The following is a 20,238-nucleotide window of genomic DNA, read 5'->3' as shown; positions in this document are numbered from 1 at the left end:
ACAAAAGAGACTGGCCATATCATGTAAGAGCTTTGCTGCCTTACAATGGTCAGTCTTTTTTATAAAAAAGAGGCTGGATAAAAATCCGGCCTCTTTCGTTTCATTGGACTTGGTCCAATTTACTTTTTATTCTTATTGTTTAAGGATGAACATTGTAAGAATAATTGGTATTTGGGAAAGTTTCAACAGTTGCTTTTGCGAAAGATGAACCAAAACGATTGTTCTCATTGCCGCCATTACCAGCTGAAACTGCTTCGGATGGATCTTGAGCTTTTGCTTCTGGTTTCACAAATGTTTCAACTTTAGTAGAAACGTAAGATTCCTTATCTTTTGTAGCTGCATAACCGAAGCGGTTATTTGGATTGCCTTCTTCATTGACTTTGGTTTGAATTGGCTGAGTTTTTTCTGGCTGTACTGGTTTTTCAGGTTGAACTGGTTTCTCAGGTTGAACTGGTTTCTCAGGTTCTACTGGTTTCTCAGGTTGAACCGGTTTTTCAGGTTCTACTGGTTTTTCAGGTTGAACTGGTTTTTCAGGTTCTGGATCTTTGTAATCATCTGGCTTAGAGGCACGATATGGATCATCCTTACGACCTAGCTCAATCAAATGTGCATGCATATCTGCTTCATAAGATTTGAAGTGTTCAAATAGTTTTTTAGAAAGTGCAAGAGCATTTGCTGTAACTTCGTCTTCTACTGCTTTAGCAGCTTCCGGATTATCTTTCAAAGCTTTATATTTCGCATCACTAGCTTCTTGTTCGATGATCAATTGTTTTTCAAGAGCTTTCCAGTGATCTTGGACTGATTTTCCAAAGACATCTTGGTTATTGATCGCCATATTGTCAATGTGCCATACTGTCCAATACCATGAATTTGGATCATAAGTTGCTGTTTGAGGTTTGAAAGCTTCGTAAGTATCTTTTAGATTACCATAGAATGGAACATAAGGAGTGTTCCGAGATGGTCCCATACCAAGCCATAACGTACCACCAAATGATTTTGGAAGTTTTGGATTGATTTGGTAGACATGGGCATCAATAACGTTTTCGTTTCCTAAAGCATACTTGTATTGGTCTTTACGAACAGCATCATTGCTACCATTATCCCCTTGTTTCTTGACACCAATTTGATCGTCTGGAACAAACCGACCATTCAAATGTTCAAAACGGTTGCGTTGGAGAGCAAAGGCATCTTCCAAAGTAAATTTCTTGTTTGGATCTGTTGGTGAGCGGAAGAGTTCGTATTCATCATCTTCATAAGTCACTTTTGATTTTGGATCCAAAAGAGTGATTCCTGCGTAAGTACGTGAACGGTCTCCTTCAGCATATTTTTCTGGTCCATAAGATTTAGCGATATGGAAATTGCCATCTTTATCAGTCTTGTAACTACCTGATTCTTTAGCTACTTTTTCAACATCTTTTGAAGCAATAACATTTTCAGTGTCATTCAAATCCACATGACCAAGGTAGTAGGTATTTGCAAAGACTGCATATTTGTCTTCTGGGACTTTTACTGCTACATATTGGTGACCAGAAAGAATTTCCATGTACCAAGTTTCTTTCTGATCGGCAATAACAACTGTATTCCCCTCAGCTGAACCTTTTTCTTCAATGACTTTCGCAAGTAGTTCGATTCCTTCACGAGCAGACTTAACGCGTGGTAAAACCACGTCCAACATAGCAGCTTCTGGAATTCCCTTTTCTGTCAATGGATCTGTCTTCAAGACTTTTTTGTTTGGAATTGCTGTAACAGTTGATGTCATAGAGACGCCGGCTTCGTTAAATCCGTGTTCACCAAAGGCACCGTTACTACCATCTCCACGAGCAGAGTCATAAGTCGCTGTGTATTTCATTTCACTGGCAGCATGTGGATAGGTAAAACCATTAGATTCGTCTTCCAGTTGATCCCCTTCCTTATAGTTCTTCGCATCAACAACTACAAAGTTTTTGTTGTGCTTTCCACCATTTGGATAGTAAGGGTAGTCTTCTGTCCGACCAAAGAGAGTGGTCCCATCCTTGGTCAATTGGCGACCAATGATAAAACCGCAACAGGCTTGAACAGCTTGAATCGGTAGGAGTAAGAGTGTCATCGCTACCAATGAGAGTTTTAACAACCATTTTTTCATGGCAAATCTCCTTTGTTTTTGCACTACTTTTGACAAAATAGCACTATTTTTGGTTTTTATATCTCCAGTTTACAACTTTCTCAATACTTTTGCAAGCGCTTTCTATTTTGCATTTTTATACCTCTTTACCCATGATTACCTTCTCTATGGACCTAGCAATAGAGGGCTCACTTGACCTCTGCAAACATATTATAATAAATATATACAATTCTTTGCATTTCAAACAATTTTCTGTTAGTTTACGATTGCACTACATTTTTTAGGAAAAAAAGAGAGTGGGACAGAAATCGGTAATTCGTTAGAATTCGATTTCGTCGTCCCACCTCCGCACAGTTGAGTAGGGCTGTAAAAGCTGATGAAATCAGCGTAGTAGAGCCCACTCAACCACTGCGTCTTGCTCGACAATCCAAAAATAATTAAGAGGCTAGGACTTTTGTCCTAGCCTCTTCTTAAAATAGAGTTAAGATTTTACCTAAGAAATAAAGCAAAAGTAAGAGATAAGATAGAGCTGCACTCATCTGATAGGTTCGGTTCATAAAGCGAGCTTCCCCTCTTATTGGAAAGACATAAGCCAACATGACCCCAGCTACTAAGCCACCGATGTGCCCCGCCATACTGATCCCTGGCATGAAGCTAAAGATCAAATTGACCACAATCAAGCTGGTATAGGACTGACTCAAGTGGCGAATATAGGGACTTTGGACAATAAAGCGCAAAGCACCAATGGTCCCAAACAGTCCAAAGAGGGCTGTAGAAGCTCCTGCTGCAATCACATCTGGCGTAAAAATAGCAACAAAGACATTGCCCATCATGCCTGATAAGAGATAAAGAACTAAGAAAGCCTTCGATCCAAAGAGGTCTTCTGCCAAACGTCCCAAGTAATAGAGGGTGATCATATTGAGCACAAAATGTTCTAGGCCGATATGAACAAATGTAGCTGTTACGATTCGCCATAACTGGCTAGGATCGACTTTCACAACCTCTCCAATAATACCACCGCTATAGTAAATAGCAGCACCTGTTTGGTAGTCGCCTCCAAATCGGATAAACATGGAAAGAAAGACTGCCGTTGTCACGAGCAATAAGAGGCTGGTCACAGGATAACGACGATCAAAGAGTAACTTCATAGACTAGCACCTCCTGAACTGCCTGATCAAACGTATCTGGCTGGAAATCCTTCTGCTGAATGGAATAAATCGTACTAACCGTTTTTCCAGTAAAATCTTCCAAATAACGATCATAATAGCCACCACCATAGCCAATTCGGTAGCCTTTTGACTGGAAGACCACGCCTGGTACATGGATCAGATCAATCTCTGACTGATCCACAACCCTTCCTTTTTCATTGGGCTCCAACAAACCAAAGCGTGTCTTTTCCAAAATATTAGGATCGTATTCCACAAATTCCATTCGCCCTTGTGGATAGGTACGGGGAACACAGGCGCGTTTTCCAAGTTGAAGAGCTGCTTGGATCAAGCCAGCTGTGGAAACTTCATGGTCAAAAGACAGATAGGTCGCAAGGGTCTTTGCCTCCTGAAAAGCTGGTAACTCCAAGAGGCGCTGAGTCAGTTCTTCATCTGCTTGAGTTTTTACGGATTCTGGCAACTGTTTCATGGCTGCAATGGTTTCTTTTCGTAGTGTTTTCTTCATTCCCTACTCCTTTTGTCTAGCTTTAATTGTATCATTTTTTAGGAAAGATCCGAACAGTTTTTATACAACAAAGAAAAAATCCAACTCCAGACGGAGTTGAATCATTCCTTTATTGGTTGGCCTTCATTTTCAAAAATTTACCAATGTTTTCCACAGCAAAGGGAAGGGCTGCTTCATTTGGGCTCATCTTCGGATGGTGTAAGGCATAAGGGGCATCAATCCCCAACCAGAACATGACACCAGGGACTTTGCTCAAGAGAAAGCCGAAGTCTTCTCCTGTCATCGCAGGCAGAATATCAATCAGGTTCACGTCTTCCTCAGCTGTGAAAAAGTCCATGAGTTCTTTGGCCAATTCTGGTTGGTTTTCCACAGGTAGGTAGCCTCCTTGCTTGAGTTCCAGGTCCAATTTCACATCAAAGGCTGCTGCAACTCCTTCTGCAATGTCTTTGACCCGTTTTTGAGTCAAAAGGTTCATCTCCATGGTCAAGGTCCGAATGGTCCCATGAAGGAAGGCTGTCTCAGCAATCACATTATTGGTTGTTCCTGCATGCATGGAACCAAAAGTCACCACAGCCCCTTCAATCGGATCGACATTTCGACTCACGACCGATTGGACTTGGGTAATGAAGTAAGAGGCTGCTACAAGAGCGTCATTGGCCTCATGTGGAAAGGCGGCATGCCCTCCCTTTCCTGTAAAGGTGATCTTGACTTCACAGGTCCCCGCAAAAAGGGTACCCGTATTGGTCGCAATGTCCCCCACCTTCAAATCAGGGCGCACATGCAGACCATAAAATTCATCAGGGAGCCAGTCGCCAAAAGCATTGTCCTTATACATGAGCATCCCACCAGCTTCATTTTCTTCAGCTGGTTGGAAGAGAAAGAGCAGGTTATTTTTTGGTTGCACTTGAACCAGTTGATCCAACAGTCCAAGGGCTGTCGTCATGTGCATATCATGACCACAAGCATGCATCCGTCCTTCGTGCTTGGAGGCAAAATCAAGGCCCGTTTGTTCCACAATCGGTAAGCCATCGATATCCGTCCGCCAACCAATAGTTTTTTCCGGAGCAGACCCATGGAGATAAACCAGGATCCCGGTCCGCCAAGTCCGTTGCTCTACAAAGTCCTTGCCCGCTGTGATCTCTGCGATTCGCTCTAAGAGGTAGGCTTGGGTTTCAAATTCTTCCAAGCCAATTTCAGGGATTTGGTGCAAATCCCGTCTGATTTTGATTAAGTCCAATGTCATAGTTGTCTTCTTTCTATTAGAATAGAGGCCTTGCGGCCTCTACTATCAATATGTTACAAATTACGCAAAGCGTCTTCGAGTGCTGTTTTTTGTTGTGTTTTTTCATCAATTTCCTTGATGATGCGAGCTGGGACACCAGCTACGACCACATTTTCAGGGACATCTTGAGTAACGATAGCTCCAGCGGCAACAACTGATCCGTTCCCTACTTGAACCCCTTCAATCACAACAGCGTTAGCACCGACCAAGACATTGTCACCGATCCGAACAGGCTCAGCAGAAGCTGGCTCAATGACACCCGCAAGAACGGCACCTGCACCGATGTGGCTGTTTTTACCAACTGTTGCACGACCTCCAAGGATAGCCCCCATATCAATCATAGTACCTGCACCGATTTCAGCACCGATATTGATGACAGCCCCCATCATCACGACAGCATTATCTTCGATGGTCACTTGGTCACGGATAATAGCACCTGGTTCAATACGTGCATTTAGATAGCGCTTATCCAGCAAGGGAACAGCTGAATTACGACCATCTTGTTCGACCACATAATCCTTGTTCTCTGTCAAGTTGGCAAGAAGGGGCTCGATATCTTTCCAGTCACCGAACAAAACATTGCCAAGCTTGGTAACAGAAGCAGGAACAGCTGTTGCCAATTCCCCTTCAAAGGTTACTTTCACATTTGTTTTCTTTTCTGCATTTCCAATAAAAGCGATAATTTCTTGTGCAGACATTTTTTGTGCAGTCATGAGATTCTCCATTCATTTCAATTAAAGGTATCCATATTATACCACAATCCTAGTGAGATGGACACCTAAGGCGACGTGGAAGTTGATGTCGCTGAATCTTCTAGACCCTTGATTTCACTGATGGTACGATTGCTGCCAAAGTGAATAATGACGGACCGCGAATCAGAAAGCTTATAGTAAAAGGTTAAGAAGGACTCTGAACCCAGCATACTCGACCAAGAAACACTGCTAGGAATTCCTACTGTATTCACAAGATCTGAATAGCTCGTTCCTATTTTCATATTGGCAAAATCTTCTCTGTTTAAGCTACCATTTTTATTGGCTAATCGCTCACTGTTTAAGTTTTTAAAATCAAGAGAAGATAAACGATCAACACCAATATTTGAAAGTAAAACTGTTACGGAAGAAGGAGAGCCTTCAGACTGATACTCCAATTGTGTCATAAAAGGACTGACACCACCTTCTTGGTAGGTTTCTTCCCCACTGCTAGCCTTCCCCAGTACAGCTACCACTTCCTGTGGAGACAGAGAAGTTGAATAATGACGACCTTGATCTCCCTCACTTAAACCAGGAATCAGGGAAATGGCCTTCTCATAGGTCACTTGAAACTGAAATTCCCTCTCCGGAGCAATCAAGCTACTCGTACCACCTCTCAAGATTTCCTTTCTAGTTCCATAAGACAAGCTAGTGCTTCCATATTCACTAGTAGTAGAAGAACTATGAATACCTCCTGAAGCCAGATAGGCAATTAATCCCAGCATGGCCAATAAACCAAAAAAGGCTGCCAGCGAAGACCCTTCACTCTTAGAGGAAGGAGAGTAGGTTTTATCCCTATCCGATTGGGAGTCTAGTACCGTTTGTCTTGGTTCTGAATGCCTGCTTCCCCCTATTGAAGCCAGGTCAGCTTCTGAAATCAAGCGACTCCCACCCTGGTGAGAAGAAGTTGCCTTGATGTCTGTCCGTTGATCGTCCAATGATGTCTCCCTTCTTATACCAACACTAATTTCTTGCCTTTTTTCTTGAATTCCATTACCACTTCTGACTGCCCTGGTAGCTGGTAAGTCGCGCGATACCCCATTCCGCCATCTGACACTTCCCCCCAGATTAAGCGTTGAGGATTTCCTAGTTTCTTAATAAGCTGGGCGAATTCTGCACCTTTGTGCTCTTTTTCAGTAGTGATTTCTTTCTCACTGCTTGTCTTCTCTTTTGCGTCCAACAAATTCGTCGCATCCACCATCGTCAAGCGATACCCCTGGTCTTTCTCTTCTTCAAACCACAAGTTCACACTTTTCTTCCCCTGATCGGTTTGCTTAGCTGCATAAGTCAAGACAAGAACGGTTTGTTCCCCTTGAGCTGTCTTTGTGTAGCGAACTTTTTGTGCTTTTCCCCATTCCGTCACAACTGTTTCCAAGCGGGTTCCTGGTTGCTGACTCTGCTTAAGACGGACTTTCAAATTCGCCACAGCTTCGATGGTCCATTTAAACTGCTTGATTTCTTGATCGTTGCTTACCAAATTCTTGTAATCCTTTGGCTGAAAACGGGAAAGCGTTTGGTCCTCCTTGGTATCGGTTCCCTGCTCTTGCACCTGGATGCTTGCAATCGCAAGTAACAACCCTAAAACAAAACATAAAAACGGCAGCAAGAGTTCTTTTCGATTTTTTTTCATCCACTCGATCATTTGCTTCACCCCTTCTTCGTCAAACGATACTGACCACTCTGGTCGCGTTCAAAGGTCAAAGAGACCAATCCATCTGTCACCTGATAAGACAAAGCTAAAACTTGCTTGTCCTTTACAGAGGTCAAACTAAGAGAATTGGGAAGACCTGATTTTTTCAAGACTTCTTCTACTGCCGTTCCCTTTTCCTTTTTCCCATCTAGCGTCTGATAGCCTGTAAAATCTGCCTGTTTTAAGTCCTTTTTGCTCTGATAGTGAGACGATTTTGGCGCAAATCCTTGAATCGAGCTCAAATAAAAATCATTATCCTGCTTTTGAAATTCTATGGTATAAGGATAGAGCCCCTTCACAGAAGCCCCATAGCCTAACTTGACTTGTGCTCCAAAACTCGTATCTTCTTGTGTAAAGCTCGCTGCTTTTCCAAATTTTTTGACGAATGCAGACAAAGTCACCCAACTTTTTTGTACCTTTCCTTCTCCCCTTACAAGCTCCAATGATAACAAGTCTTCTAAAGCTGGCGCTTTGGAAGAAGACGCAACAAATTGCTGGCTGTCTTCTTGCATGCGAGACAAACTCAACAAGCGATCTTTGGGCAAGGTTTGCACTGGATGAATCATAAACACCAAGCAAATACCAATCATAAAAGCCAGCAAAGCCCCTGCAGCTTTTTGTAGGATCCGCTTATGATGTTCTATCCACTGTTTCATTTCTTCCATCCTTTATGCTCTTTCTATCTAAACACCTTCTATTGTATAGAAAATTAGCGCATTTGTCTTGTCTTATTTGAAAGAAAAAAGGCTTGCGCCTCTTTCTTGTCTTATCCTTTTAGAAGCTATCTTTACTGCTCAAAAGAAAATCTCCATTTTCTTGGCGAATAAAGGTCAAATCCACGTAGTCCCCATTTTTCTTTTGGAAGTCCATGACCAATTCTATCTCGTCTGAATCATCAGATGAACTCACCGTCAGATTGACTGCATCACCGTATTTTTCTAAAAGCTCTTTGTAAGAGGTCCCTCCAGCACCGGTTTCACTATCTCCAACCTTGAACCCATCTGCAAAGTTATCCTCAACCGTAAGATTTTTCCCAAATTGATTAAATTCAAATTTGACAAGCTGGAATTCTTTCCCTTTCTTAGAGTAAGTCGCTTTGACCTCTTTATTATAAGAGTTATCATCCCAAAATAATTTCAATTCTCCACTTTCAAATTGAACGGAGCTAGCTTTCCCATAAGCTTCAATCATTTCCTCAGGAGTCTCCCCAGCATCACTTCCTGTTAAAAACTGAAGTTGCTCGATATCAGACTGTTTCCAGCTAAAATCAACTTCCGCGTCTTCTGCGGTCAATTGATCCAAATCGATATTGGAAGACGAACCAGACTGGTTACCTGACCAAGAAGTCTGCTTTCTAGATGATGACGTGCTAGGGCTAGCATGACCAATCAAATAGCCACTGACTCCACCGATAAGAAGCCCAACTAAAATCCCAAGGGCAAAACGAATCGCCTTCTTGTCTGCAGTATCCATCGGTCTTCCAACAGGAGAAAGAGGAGCTTGTGGAATAGGTGTCTCAGGAACAGGCACTGTTTGCGGACCAACTGGCTCAGCTGCCATGTTTTGAGGAGCTTGAGGCGCAGGTTGGAATGGAGGAGTCGGTTGGGGAGTAGCAACTACATCCGGATGTTCTCCAACAGTTGCTTCATCCACCTTTGGAGGCTCCACTGTTTCTGAAACAGCTGGCTCGTCTGCCTCTTCTTTCGTTGCTTTCGTCTCTGTCACTGAAAGGCCACTAGCTTCTGGAACGACCAAGTCTTCGGCTTCTTCTTTTGGGACAAAGGCTGGCGCAGCCACATCAAATTGAGGCGCACCCTCTACGGGAGTATGTTTCATAAATTGTTCTTGATCTTTCTCGGACATTTCGAATTCTCCTTTTTATTCTTCTCTTCTACTATAACATAAAACCAAGCAAGGACCAACTCCTGTCTTGATAGACTAAAAAAGATCGGAGAGATATCCGACCTTTTAGATGCTTATCTTAAAATTTCTTGCGAAGGGAGACAATAGCAATCAGTTAACCATATGATTGAGAAACATAACTAGATCGTGTTTTTATAATTGATTCCAGGGGACAAAAATATGAGTTTGTTTAGCAAGTAAAAAAACGACCTCTTGCGAGATCGTTTTGTCTATTGATTAAAGACGAGCGTTGAGTTCTGCTCCAAGTTCTTCAAATCCTGGTTTACCAAGAAGGGCAAACATATTTTTCTTGTAGGCTTCAACACCTGGTTGGTCAAATGGGTTGATCGCGTTCAAGTAACCTGAAAGGGCGATGGCCAACTCGAAGAAGTAGATGGCATAACCAAGAGTGAAGGCATCTTGCTCAGGAAGAGTTACGTACATGTTTGGCACGTCACCGTCTGTGTGGGCAAGAAGAACACCGTCAGTTGCTTTTTTGTTTACAAAGTCAACGTCTTTCCCTTGAAGGTAACCAAGTCCATCAAGGTCTTCTTCCAATGTAGGGATGATCACGTTCTTACGTGGTTTGTCCACACGGACAACTGTTTCAAACATGATACGAGTTCCTTCTTGGATAAATTGACCCAATGAGTGCAAGTCTGTTGAGAAGTTTGCTGAAGTTGGGTAAATACCTTTTTGGTCTTTTCCTTCTGTTCAGGCACACCTTATGGATGCATCTGCTGGAAATTCCCTTGCACTGGCTGGCTAGTTTGATTGACTTCAAGCTCTTTGCGCTTGACCTTGACCGTCTTTTTCTGGCATGCTTTTATCCTTATAAATTTTGTTGATTTGTCATATTGCGAAAACATTGAAAAACAATGACAAATTTTACAATATTAAAACATAAATTATTTTCCCTATCAAAAAGGGAGTGGGAAAGAACTTCAAACAAGTTAAAAAGTTCATCTTCCCACCCCCGCACAGTTGATCAGGCAATCTTTGGGGCTTAAAAAGCGAAGGAAGATGCCAATCAACCACCGCGTCATCTATTTTTTCTAATTTAGACCCAGAAGCCTGGACTTTTTGTCCAAGCTCTGAATCAATTTTTTTGACTTTTATGTTTCTAAATTGCTTGATTTTAAATTTTGTTATGGTCAAGCAGTTTCGAAAATCTGAATGGTAGAGTCCTTTTCAATTACTACTGCTTGGTCTGCTGCAACATGGAGAGTGCCCGGCAGGCTGCCCTCTTTTGAACCATCAAAAGAAATCGTGATATGGCCCAGTCCAGTTAAATTTTTTTCTACTACATTTCCTACGGCAGTAATCGAATATTCCTGACTATCTACCACCAGCTTTCCACCTTCTAGTATTGCACCTAGAAGATTTTTGTTATCGATTTTAAAACAATACTCTGCTAAGTCTTCCGGAGCTTCTTCTCCAAACAAAATGAGCATATTGGCATCTTGAATCATATTCTGAGCTTCAGGCCCCACTTGAATTACTTTAGCTTCAAAAATTTTCTTCATCTAATTCCTATTCATCCTTTCTCAAATCTGTCATAAACTTATGCTTATAGATAAGTTTAACATAATAGTTGCTATGTTTACGTGCATCTATCAAAGGTTTACTGATAAAGGCCAATACTAGCTATCCAAGCTACTAGCACCCGCGGAACACCATTGAGAAAGCGTGAATAAAGCACAGAAGGGACACCAACCTCAACTGTTTCAGCCTTGGCTTCAGATAGACCGAGTGCTACAGGAATGAAATCACAACCGTTTTGAGTGTTGATAGCAAATATAGCTGGCAGAGCCATTTGGGGCGGAATATTCCCTTTGCCGATTTCAACTCCAATTAAGGTTCCAATAATCTGACTGATAACAGCTCCGGGGCCTAACAAAGGAGATAGGAATGGCAAGGAACAGATAAAGCCAATCAAAATGAGTCCCCAGATGTTCCCAGCTAGGGGAACCATTAATTTTGCCAGCCAATTTCCAACACCTGAACCTTGAATAACCCCAATCAGCAAGGAAACAAAGGCCATGAAAGGAATGATCGTGTTGAGCATTGTTTGGATGGCTTCACGAGCAGCCTGGTTGAAAGTCGCAACGACCTTCCCAGCGCCCATCCCAATTCTTGCTACAATACTTGTTTCAGCTTTTTGCTCTGTAATTTTTTTACTAGTATCGTAAGTTGGCTTTTCTGTTACCACAGTTGTCGCTTTTTCGTCTTCATTAGCAGCAGAAATTTGATTAAGGCCAACTGCTGACACATAGATTTCCTCGGTTATATATTGAGCTAGAGGCCCACTTTTCCCTGTAGCTACAATATTTATTGTAGGGATCCCCTTTTTAGGATAAATACCACAGCGAAGAGTACCGCCACAATCCACGATTGCTAAAGCAATTTCCTCATCTGGGATAGAAGTTTTAAACCCATTAACAGCTTCCATACCGGTCAAATCAGCAATTTTATCCACAATATCTGGCTTTTCTCCTCCGCCAGTGATATAGATGAATTTATGCTTAGCTTCACTAGGTGTAATGACCAAAGGTCCTCCGAAACCGCCATTTCCTTTAACAACTTTTATACTCTTATATGACATAATTTCACTCTTTCTATAAATCAAATGTTTTACTCAAGGTAACACCTTGCTGTTTTGCTACATAAGCAGTTGTAAAATCGGTCACCCAACCGCCTACAAAGTTCATGACAAGCCCAACAAGCATGTAACGAATGGCTAAGTCCATTTGACTTAAACCTAAAGTTTGAATTCCTGTTGCAATTCCCATCCATACAAACAATTCCCCAGGATTGATATGCGGAAATACACCATTTGAAGTATGGCAGAACTGCATCTGAGCTGCTACAAAACTAGGTTTATAATATTCTGGTAAGAAACGTCCCATACTGATTGCCATCGGATTCCCCAGCATAAAGGCTGAAATGAAAGGTAAAATCATATACCGGCTAACAGGATTTTTGGCAGAAATCTTAGCCAGGGAATTGACCTTCTCTTCTCCCAAGAAAGCGATAAGGGTATTCATTGCAATCAATAGCATTAAGACAAGCGGTACAATATTTGTCATCCAGCTAATAAAGGTTTCTCCACCTAATTGGAAGAGTTTCATAAAACTCTCTGCAAAATTTGTAATGTGATTCATAAGGAACTCCCTTTCTTATTTTTTTTAAATAACTGTTTAATAGATAATTGTAAGTAATTCGCATAAAAGCCGAATCCCAGAAAAGAATCAGATGAACTTGTCTCTTTCTCAATACCTGCCTCATGCCAAAGATAGACTTTTCTAGCATCTTCTATGGCTGATTGCATCAACTTATTTTCTTTTCTCACAAGAGGATTATACTTGTCAAAATAATGGATGTCTTCTCCAACATAATCGTCCATATTTTGAAAACGTGCTAAGATTGTGACTCCTTGCATTTTGCTAGCTTTAAGAACCCGACCGTTTTCATCAACCGCGAACATGACAATCGTACCGGATTTGATTCTTCCGGACTTCCTGCCAATCGCTACGCGCCCCAGTCTTCGGAGCATCGTATAGGTCTTATTGAAGTCTTTGAGTTGCTGCCAGCCGAGGAACATTTGAAATATATAAGCTGCCATGACAAATACAGCGAAAATTATTAGCGAATTCATTAAAATACTCCTTTGCTCTTAGAAAATGATAGAAACTCTGTCTCTGTTTCTACAGCCCTCAAAGCTTCTTTTAGAGAAGGCTCTCCTGCAATTCGAAAAATGTCGTCATACAATTCCAGCAATTCACTCTCCATTTTGCTTTCAATTTCTGAGGGAATGGCGACTAGAAAGATAAATTCAATCCAATCATCTCCTTTTTGATAAGGCTCTTCTAGCTTTCCAAACATTAAAATAGTCTTTGCATAACCCTGGTTAATTGTATGGGGGAAGGCAATTCCTCCACCAAAAATGGTTGATTGTTTTTTCTCCCTATCAATTATCCGATTTCTAAAACCTTCATCAATCATCTGAAGTTTCTCTAACTCTGCAACCATATTTAGCAAGTATTGCTGATAGGTTTTTTGGGGACTCAACCGAAGAAAACGTAAGCTGACTGTTTCTAGATTTTTTTGATGAAAAGCATTGGCCCTCTGCCATTCTTCCCGCAGCCATTGATCATCAAAAAGATGATTAACTTGAATGACTGGAGATTTAGAATCTTTATATTTTAGAGGAACTGTCGTAAAAATCGCGAAATAGTCCTGATTCAAATCCAGATTAAAATCCTCTTCAGAATACTGAGTAATGTCTACATCATTTCCAAGGATTCGTCTGAGTTGCTGAATAATCATCGCAGCAGTTCCTCTTCCTGTTGTGCAAACTACTGCTATCTGCTTGCGAGAACCATTTACAACAGAGTTTTGCTTTCTTAAAATCATTTCAAAATACAAAGCCAGATATCCGATTTCAGATAATTCCAATTCAGAACCAAAAATTGCAGACAGTTCTTCTCCAGCAATTTTCGCCATTTCAAAAGCAAAAGGATATTGAGTTTGAACCTCGCCATGGAATATATCATTAGCTTGCACATGGAAAATCAGTCGATTGATTAAGGGGCCTAGATGAGACTTGATTTCTTCAAATAATTCTTCATCATCAAAGTTAACCAACATTGTTTCTTTGACTTTCTTGACAATCCCTTGAAAAATGTTTGCAAGCTGTTCAGATTGATAAGACGGCTTGCTTAAAGTGTCAATAAAACGGATATTAAACGGAAAACACAAAAAGTCTATTTCAAACTGACTGAGGGAAATCTTATAAGTCATCTCAATATGATAGATTAATTTTTCAACCAAAGGTGTCTCTGTTAAATCATTCCTATAGTAAGGAATAGGGCAACTCAACACCCTAGATGCATAAATACGCTCCACCATAATTGAAATTGTCTTTCGAAGGAGTTCCTTTGTTTCTTTCGGGATTTTATACTCCTGGAGTAGCGTCTCCAGAAAAGAAGATGTTGCCTCGGTGAGTGTCTTTCCTTCAAAGTAAGGGGCCACTTGGTGAATATAGAGCAAGCGCAAATTCAGCTCGGACCCCAAGACCTCCAGCCCACGGTTGGGCTTTCCTGAAATAGTGATAGAGTAACTCTCTGCCAAAGATTTTACTTGTTTTAAATCCTTATTAAGGGTACTTCTACTAACACCTGCCTCCTCAGCCAAGTCGTCAATAAGAAGAGGGGAGGTTGACTTAATTAAACGTTTTAGTAAATAGGCAATTCTTTTACTGGAAGAATTGAAGTCACTCTCCCGTTTTAAACTACCAGATAAAATCCTTTCCAACTCAGTATAGTCATACACCTCTAACATTAACTTATCATCTTGTGAGATAATCTGGATACTCGGAGCCAAAACATCATTTAATTGTTGGATACTCTTTTGCAAGGTTTGCATACTAATATCCAGCTCTGAGCGCATATCTACCAAGGAATAAGTTGGCTGTGAGACCATTTTTTCTAAAATGTTATACCATCGATTTACTATGGTCAACTCTCTTCCTCACCTTCATTTTTTTAACCGCGAGTTTTCCCCCCGGCAATATTTGTAGTGACTCCAGTTATATAGCTAGAACGGTCTGAAATATAGAATGCTACAAGGTCAGCTACTTCCCGTAGTTTACCACTTCGTCCCAAAGGAGTTGTTGAAGTTGAAGCATAACCAGCTCGAATATCTTCTACCGTCTTTCCACGGGTATAAGCAAGAGCTTCCTCATAAGAAAGAGTTCGAAGTCCCGTAGCTTCCATAATTCCTGGAGCAATTCCAACCACACGTACACCATGCTTACCCAGCTCTTTTGCCCATGAACGAGTGTAACTATAGACTGCTGCTTTTGTGGCAGCATAGGCACTTTGTCCTTCAGAACCTTCCAAGCCTGCTTCTGAAGCCATGTTCACAATTACACCTTTTCCATTTTTCACTAAAATACGTCCCACTGCCTGACTAACCAGATACAAACCTTTTTGATTAATCATCGTTACTTTTTCGAACGTCTCATCGTCCAATTCGTAAGGACCTTTAGGATTTTCTGCATCGATTAATAATCTAGGGATATTAATCCCTGCATTATTGACCACTGCATCAATATTGCCAAATCTTTCAACTATTTTGGCAACACCCTCTTCTACTTCAGAGCGAGAAGTTACATCAACTTTTACAAATAATAGATTTGGATGACGCAAATCGTTGTCGCTAAGATCGAAATTCGCTACATTGACACCTAATTCCAGCAATTCTTCAACGATTGCCTTACCGATCCCAGATGACGCGCCAGTCACAAGAACTGTTTTGCCTTTTATGTTTAACCAATCATTCATTTTGATACCTCTCAAATTTTATTTACAAGGCAATTATACAGCGCTTTCATAAAAGAATTAAGACACTCTTTTTTATACTGTTCAAAAAAATAATAAACTAATTATGAGGCTTGTACTAAAAAATCCACAAGAAATGAACTTGTGGATCTCTTTTTATACTCTAAATGAACTCAAGGCATATAAGAATCAAAGGCGTGCATTCAGCTCAGCACCCAGCTCTTCAAAGCCTGGTTTTCCAAGAAGGGCAAACATGTTTTTCTTATAAGCCTCAACTCCAGGCTGGTCAAATGGATTGATACCATTCAGGTAGCCAGAAAGAGCAATAGCCAACTCAAAGAAGTAAATAGTGTAGCCCAAAGTGAACTCATCTTGCTCAGGCAGTGTCACAAACATATTTGGAACTCCACCATCAGTGTGTGCTAACAGCACTCCATCTGTAGCTTTTTTATTGACAAAGTCAACATCTTTTCCTTGCAAGTAGCCAAGACCGTCCAAGTCTTCTGCCAATTCAGGAATCAGCACATTTTTGCGAGGTTTATCTACACGTACAACTGTTTCAAAGAGGATACGGGTACCTTCCTGGATAAATTGTCCCAGAGAGTGCAAGTCTGTTGAGAAGTTGGCTGAAGTTGGGTAAATACCTTTTTGGTCTTTCCCTTCTGACTCACCAGCCAGTTGCTTCCACCACTCAGAGAAGTATTGTAGAGATGGTTCATAGTTAGCTAGAACTTCTGTCAGATAACCTTTACGGTACAAGATATTGCGTACAACTGCATATTGATATGCTTCATTTTCAGCCAACTTATCAGAAGCATAAGCCTTGCGAGCAGCATTTGCTCCTTCCATTAACTTGCTGATATCAGCCCCTGCAGCTGCGATTGGCAAGAGTCCCACTGCTGTCAATACTGTAAAACGACCACCTACACTATCAGGCACTACAAAAGTATCCCAGCCATTAGCATCTGCTTCAACCTTAACTGCACCTTTAGCGCGGTCTGTAGTTGCATAAATCCGTTTATTTGCTTCTTCCTGACCATACTTCTTAACCAAGAGTTCTTTGAAGACACGGAAAGCAATAGCAGGCTCTGTAGTCGTTCCTGACTTAGAAATAACGTTGACAGAGAAATCTTTGTCTGATACATAGTCTACCAAATCAGCCAAATAGCTTGAAGAAATAGAATTTCCAGCATAGAGGATTTGAGGTGCCTTGCGTTCTTCCTTGCTTTGTAGATTTACAAAAGAATTATTCAAGAAATCAATAGCTGCACGAGCTCCTAAATAGGAACCACCAATACCGATTACGATCAATACCTCACTATCAGATTGGATTTTAGCAGCAGCCTTTTGAATACGAGCAAATTCATCTTTGTCATATTCTTCAGGCAAGTTCAACCAGCCAGTCATTTCTGCCCCAGGACCTGTACCATTTCGCAGAGCAGAATCTGCAGCAGTCACTTGAGGCTGCATATAATCTAGTTCATGTGGTGCTACAAATTTATCTAACACCTTTGAGTAGTCAAATTTAATATGTGACATGTTTATCCTCCAATTGTTCTTTTCTTTTATGATAACGCTTTAAGAAAAAATAAGCAAGTGCTTTCACTATTTTAAAACGTTTACATTTTATATTCTATACTATTTTTCTAAATAAGCTAACCTTAGGACATAACCGAGAGCATTCGTTTGCGTAAGACAACAAATTTTAGGCCTATTGAGAAGAACAATTTTGATTGACAAGAAAACAAATACGCTTCTTAAGATTGGATGTCAGCTGAATTCATTTCAGGTCCGTTCAAACTAGATTCGCTGCTCCAATATTCATCTGCACCTTTTAGGCTTGATTCATTATACTTCGGAACCTAGTTCTCACTTTGTTCGAACTGCGTCAATGCACCTAAGTTCATCCGCGTCCGTTGGACTTGATTCACTAAGGGCTATCATAGGTTTACAGCTTTTTCCCTAGCGGGAAAAACTGCATCCATTGCTCTAGGATTCTTCTGCGTCCCTTGGACTTGACTCATCAAGAGCAATAGAAAAGAGCACACAGTTCACTTCGCTTAGGGCTGCTGGATTCCTCCCCTGACCCGCTTCACGCAGAACTGTTGCTCCGATAGGTATTATATCATAATTTGTGGATTTTGCAAAGGTCCGGTTTTTATTCTTGTGTTTCGGCCTTGGCTGCGAGTTTGGCTTGTTTTTTTCGTTCTCGACCTTGGCGGAAGAAGGTCTGCATGATGGCTGCACATTCTGCTTCCAAGATTCCTGTTTCTACTTCGACTCGGTGATTGAGGCGTTCATCTGCCAAAATGTCGTAGAGACTACCTGCTCCACCGAACTTCTGATTGGTCGCCCCGTAAATCACCTGGGGAATCCGAGCTAGACCAATGGCACCACTACACATGACACAGGGCTCAATCGTGACAAAAAGCGTCGTATCCAGCAGGCGCCAGCTATTTTCACGCTGATTGGCCTCCTCGATCGCCATCACCTCCGCATGCATGACCGCTCGCTGCAATTCCTCTCTCGCGTTGTGGCCACGTCCAATGATTTCACCGTCTTTGACAATGACACAGCCAATGGGTATTTCCTCATGGGCCAAGGCGATCTCTGCCTCTTTTAAAGCCTCTCGCATAAAAGCTTCTTTCTCTTCTAGGGTATAGTCTCTCACTTGTACACTCACTTACTTTTTATGTTCTTGTTCTATTATATGATGAAGCCACAAAAAAAGCCACCAATGGGTGACTTCTTATAGGGAGATATTATGAAAAAAGTTAAGAGTGCTAAACAAAGTTGGGAGGTCTTTGTTTATTGTCTTAGTATATCCCAGAGGTCTTAAAGTAATCTTAAGACTCAAAAAAGTTGAGAGAGACTCCCAACTTTTATTGAATTATTTACTTGACCAGACACTTTCAAGGATATTGGTTTGGTCACGATCTGGTCCGACTGAGAAGGTTGAAATGCGCACACCAACCAATTCACCGATCCGGCGGACATAGTTGCGGGCATTTTCTGGAAGCTCATCCAAGTGGCGCACACCGGTGATGTCTTCTGACCAACCTGGCAATTCTTCATAGATTGGTTTGCAACGTTTGAGTTGCTCCAAGCTGGCTGGATAGTGATCAATGCGTTCGCCATCTAAGTCGTAGGCCACACAGATTTTCACTGTATCTAGACCACTCAAAACGTCAATGGAGTTGAGGGAAAGGTTGGTAATTCCTGATACGCGGCGGCTGTGGCGCATAACAACGGAGTCAAACCAGCCCACCCGACGCGGACGGCCAGTCGTTGTACCGTATTCATGCCCCACTTCACGGATGCGCTCGCCCACTTCATCAAACAGCTCTGTTGGGAATGGTCCATCACCGACACGGCTAGTGTAGGCTTTACATACACCGACAACCTTGTCGATCTTGCTTGGGCCGACACCTGATCCGATGGTCACCCCACCTGCAACAGGGTTTGATGAAGTAACAAACGGATAAGTTCCTTGGTCGATATCCAGCATAACCCCTTGAGCTCCTTCGAAGAGCACGCGCTTGCCGTTATCCAAAGCATCGTTCAAGATGACAGAAGTATCGGTTACATATTGCTTGATTTGTTGACCATATTCATAGTATTCTTCGAAGATATCGTCAAATGACAGAGCCTCTGCATCATAGAGTTTGGTAAATTGACGGTTCTTTTCTTCCAAGTTGATGCGAAGACGTTCCGCAAAGACGTCGCGGTCCAAAAGGTCCGCAATCCGGATTCCCACACGCGCAGCCTTGTCCATGTAGGCTGGTCCAATCCCTTTGATGGTCGTTCCGATTTTGTTGTCGCCTTTAGACTCTTCTTGGAGACGGTCCAATTCGATATGGTAAGGAAGGATGACATGGGCACGGTCAGAGATGCGAAGGCTGTCCGTTGATACTCCTTCTTCATGGAGATAAGCCAACTCTTTGACCAATGATTTAGGGTTGACCACCACGCCGTTTCCGATGACAGAGATCTTTTCAGGGAAGAAGATACCAGAAGGAATCAAGTGCAACTTGAACTTTTTGCCGTCGATTACGATGGTGTGTCCGGCATTGTCCCCACCTTGATAGCGAGCAATGACTTCTGCATTGGCTGATAGGAAGTCTGTAATCTTCCCTTTTCCTTCATCACCCCATTGGGTTCCTACTACAACAACTGATGTCATAATTCTTTTTCATATACCATAGATAGTTCCCTATCTATGCCTTTCTTCAAACTAGGGGCAGGAGTCTCACCTGCAAGTTTGTCTTACACTCTATTATAAGCAATTTTTGATGTTTTTTCAAGATCCACTCAGCTATCGTTTATTTTTCTCCTTCCTTTTTAAACCAACTTCTCTATGAAACTCGTCTTTTACTTGGAAATTGCTTCTTTCTAGAAATAACGTTCGGAATTTTCTTTTCTTCTTGCCCTTCTTCTGAAACGGCTGATTTTCGGAATTCTCCTTGCCCCCACTTTGCTTGATTTGTGCTAAAATAGTA

Annotated in this window: 18 protein-coding genes, 1 other RNA gene and 1 pseudogene; all 20 read right to left on the bottom strand. The window is 41.7% G+C overall.

What is annotated here, in order from left to right; all coding sequences use genetic code 11:
* Window positions 1-139 precede the first annotated feature (139 nt).
* Window positions 140-2,122: a C69 family dipeptidase gene (locus tag QM351_RS07040; RefSeq protein ID WP_414327079.1), complete on the bottom strand. Its 1,983-nt coding sequence runs from the start codon at window positions 2,120-2,122 to the stop codon at window positions 140-142.
* A 449-nt stretch (window positions 2,123-2,571) separates the two neighbouring features.
* Window positions 2,572-3,249 carry a rhomboid family intramembrane serine protease gene (locus tag QM351_RS07035; RefSeq protein ID WP_414327078.1) on the bottom strand — a complete coding sequence of 226 codons (678 nt, stop codon included), beginning with the start codon at window positions 3,247-3,249 and terminating at the stop codon, window positions 2,572-2,574.
* Window positions 3,233-3,772 carry a 5-formyltetrahydrofolate cyclo-ligase gene (locus QM351_RS07030; protein WP_414327077.1) on the bottom strand — a complete coding sequence of 180 codons (540 nt, stop codon included), beginning with the start codon at window positions 3,770-3,772 and terminating at the stop codon, window positions 3,233-3,235. The genes QM351_RS07035 and QM351_RS07030 overlap by 17 nt, the downstream gene beginning before the upstream one ends.
* 109 nt (window positions 3,773-3,881) lie before the next feature.
* Window positions 3,882-5,015 (bottom strand): N-acetyldiaminopimelate deacetylase, encoded by a 1,134-nt coding sequence (locus tag QM351_RS07025; protein WP_414327076.1) that lies wholly within the window; start codon window positions 5,013-5,015, stop codon window positions 3,882-3,884.
* Window positions 5,016-5,068: 53 nt separating this feature from the next.
* Window positions 5,069-5,767: a 2,3,4,5-tetrahydropyridine-2,6-dicarboxylate N-acetyltransferase gene (gene dapD / locus QM351_RS07020; RefSeq protein ID WP_003016885.1), complete on the bottom strand. Its 699-nt coding sequence runs from the start codon at window positions 5,765-5,767 to the stop codon at window positions 5,069-5,071.
* 65 nt (window positions 5,768-5,832) lie between these two features.
* Window positions 5,833-6,741, bottom strand: coding sequence for a hypothetical protein (locus QM351_RS07015; RefSeq protein WP_269796622.1), 909 nt, complete (start codon window positions 6,739-6,741; stop codon window positions 5,833-5,835).
* Between the two features lie 14 nt (window positions 6,742-6,755).
* Window positions 6,756-7,445 carry a hypothetical protein gene (locus QM351_RS07010; protein WP_045759977.1) on the bottom strand — a complete coding sequence of 230 codons (690 nt, stop codon included), beginning with the start codon at window positions 7,443-7,445 and terminating at the stop codon, window positions 6,756-6,758.
* Between the two features lie 5 nt (window positions 7,446-7,450).
* Entirely contained in the window at window positions 7,451-8,149 is a 699-nt protein-coding gene (locus QM351_RS07005) for a hypothetical protein (RefSeq protein ID WP_414327075.1), read from the bottom strand.
* Between the two features lie 118 nt (window positions 8,150-8,267).
* A complete protein-coding gene (locus QM351_RS07000) occupies window positions 8,268-9,356 on the bottom strand; it encodes a hypothetical protein (RefSeq protein ID WP_414327074.1) in 1,089 nt (362 codons plus the stop codon).
* 276 nt (window positions 9,357-9,632) lie between these two features.
* Window positions 9,633-10,109, bottom strand: a pseudogene (gene pgi, locus QM351_RS06995) (glucose-6-phosphate isomerase); the annotation flags it as partial.
* A gap of 440 nt (window positions 10,110-10,549) precedes the next feature.
* Window positions 10,550-10,921: a PTS glucitol/sorbitol transporter subunit IIA gene (locus tag QM351_RS06990; protein WP_008808177.1), complete on the bottom strand. Its 372-nt coding sequence runs from the start codon at window positions 10,919-10,921 to the stop codon at window positions 10,550-10,552.
* 98 nt (window positions 10,922-11,019) lie between these two features.
* Complete coding sequence (locus tag QM351_RS06985) at window positions 11,020-12,000, bottom strand: PTS glucitol/sorbitol transporter subunit IIB (protein ID WP_020992831.1); 981 nt, start codon at window positions 11,998-12,000, stop codon at window positions 11,020-11,022.
* Window positions 12,001-12,013: 13 nt separating this feature from the next.
* Window positions 12,014-12,559, bottom strand: coding sequence for a PTS glucitol/sorbitol transporter subunit IIC (locus QM351_RS06980; protein ID WP_001015684.1), 546 nt, complete (start codon window positions 12,557-12,559; stop codon window positions 12,014-12,016).
* Window positions 12,556-13,053, bottom strand: a complete 498-nt coding sequence (locus QM351_RS06975; protein WP_001086645.1) for a transcriptional regulator GutM — start codon at window positions 13,051-13,053, stop codon at window positions 12,556-12,558. The genes QM351_RS06980 and QM351_RS06975 overlap by 4 nt, the downstream gene beginning before the upstream one ends.
* Window positions 13,053-14,879, bottom strand: a complete 1,827-nt coding sequence (locus QM351_RS06970) for a BglG family transcription antiterminator (RefSeq protein WP_080981318.1) — start codon at window positions 14,877-14,879, stop codon at window positions 13,053-13,055. Before QM351_RS06970 ends, QM351_RS06975 begins: the two co-directional genes overlap by 1 nt.
* A 62-nt stretch (window positions 14,880-14,941) precedes the next feature.
* Window positions 14,942-15,742: an SDR family oxidoreductase gene (locus tag QM351_RS06965; RefSeq protein WP_001000837.1), complete on the bottom strand. Its 801-nt coding sequence runs from the start codon at window positions 15,740-15,742 to the stop codon at window positions 14,942-14,944.
* A 186-nt stretch (window positions 15,743-15,928) separates the two neighbouring features.
* On the bottom strand, window positions 15,929-17,278 hold the full coding sequence (locus tag QM351_RS06960) for a glucose-6-phosphate isomerase (RefSeq protein ID WP_008808173.1): 1,350 nt from the start codon (window positions 17,276-17,278) through the stop codon (window positions 15,929-15,931).
* 485 nt (window positions 17,279-17,763) lie between these two features.
* Window positions 17,764-17,859: signal recognition particle sRNA small type (gene ffs / locus QM351_RS06955), an RNA gene on the bottom strand.
* Window positions 17,860-17,897: 38 nt separating this feature from the next.
* A complete protein-coding gene (gene tadA / locus QM351_RS06950; protein ID WP_414327073.1) occupies window positions 17,898-18,410 on the bottom strand; it encodes a tRNA adenosine(34) deaminase TadA in 513 nt (170 codons plus the stop codon).
* Between the two features lie 219 nt (window positions 18,411-18,629).
* The gene (locus QM351_RS06945; RefSeq protein WP_023919809.1) at window positions 18,630-19,922 is read right to left on the bottom strand and encodes an adenylosuccinate synthase; all 1,293 of its coding nucleotides are present in this window, start codon (window positions 19,920-19,922) and stop codon (window positions 18,630-18,632) included.
* Between the last annotated feature and the right edge of the window lie 316 nt (window positions 19,923-20,238).

Source organism: Streptococcus parasanguinis (assembly GCF_047465465.1).
Classification (GTDB): Bacteria; Bacillota; Bacilli; order Lactobacillales; family Streptococcaceae; genus Streptococcus; species Streptococcus parasanguinis_AI.
The sequence above is the reverse complement of the archived record's forward strand: the minus strand, read 5'-3'. Positions and strand labels throughout refer to the sequence as shown.

What these genes read in the sequence shown, in the direction of transcription:
- QM351_RS07040 (WP_414327079.1), bottom strand. Translation starts at nt 2,122, where the DNA reads ATGAAAAAATGGTTGTTAAAACTCTCATTGGTAGCGATGACACTCTTA.
- QM351_RS07035 (WP_414327078.1), bottom strand. Translation starts at nt 3,249, where the DNA reads ATGAAGTTACTCTTTGATCGTCGTTATCCTGTGACCAGCCTCTTATTG.
- QM351_RS07030 (WP_414327077.1), bottom strand. Translation starts at nt 3,772, where the DNA reads ATGAAGAAAACACTACGAAAAGAAACCATTGCAGCCATGAAACAGTTG.
- QM351_RS07025 (WP_414327076.1), bottom strand. Translation starts at nt 5,015, where the DNA reads ATGACATTGGACTTAATCAAAATCAGACGGGATTTGCACCAAATCCCT.
- dapD (WP_003016885.1), bottom strand. Translation starts at nt 5,767, where the DNA reads ATGACTGCACAAAAAATGTCTGCACAAGAAATTATCGCTTTTATTGGA.
- QM351_RS07010 (WP_045759977.1), bottom strand. Translation starts at nt 7,445, where the DNA reads ATGATCGAGTGGATGAAAAAAAATCGAAAAGAACTCTTGCTGCCGTTT.
- QM351_RS07005 (WP_414327075.1), bottom strand. Translation starts at nt 8,149, where the DNA reads ATGAAACAGTGGATAGAACATCATAAGCGGATCCTACAAAAAGCTGCA.
- QM351_RS07000 (WP_414327074.1), bottom strand. Translation starts at nt 9,356, where the DNA reads ATGTCCGAGAAAGATCAAGAACAATTTATGAAACATACTCCCGTAGAG.
- QM351_RS06990 (WP_008808177.1), bottom strand. Translation starts at nt 10,921, where the DNA reads ATGAAGAAAATTTTTGAAGCTAAAGTAATTCAAGTGGGGCCTGAAGCT.
- QM351_RS06985 (WP_020992831.1), bottom strand. Translation starts at nt 12,000, where the DNA reads ATGTCATATAAGAGTATAAAAGTTGTTAAAGGAAATGGCGGTTTCGGA.
- QM351_RS06980 (WP_001015684.1), bottom strand. Translation starts at nt 12,559, where the DNA reads ATGAATCACATTACAAATTTTGCAGAGAGTTTTATGAAACTCTTCCAA.
- QM351_RS06975 (WP_001086645.1), bottom strand. Translation starts at nt 13,053, where the DNA reads ATGAATTCGCTAATAATTTTCGCTGTATTTGTCATGGCAGCTTATATA.
- QM351_RS06970 (WP_080981318.1), bottom strand. Translation starts at nt 14,879, where the DNA reads ATGGTCTCACAGCCAACTTATTCCTTGGTAGATATGCGCTCAGAGCTG.
- QM351_RS06965 (WP_001000837.1), bottom strand. Translation starts at nt 15,742, where the DNA reads ATGAATGATTGGTTAAACATAAAAGGCAAAACAGTTCTTGTGACTGGC.
- QM351_RS06960 (WP_008808173.1), bottom strand. Translation starts at nt 17,278, where the DNA reads ATGTCACATATTAAATTTGACTACTCAAAGGTGTTAGATAAATTTGTA.
- QM351_RS06945 (WP_023919809.1), bottom strand. Translation starts at nt 19,922, where the DNA reads ATGACATCAGTTGTTGTAGTAGGAACCCAATGGGGTGATGAAGGAAAA.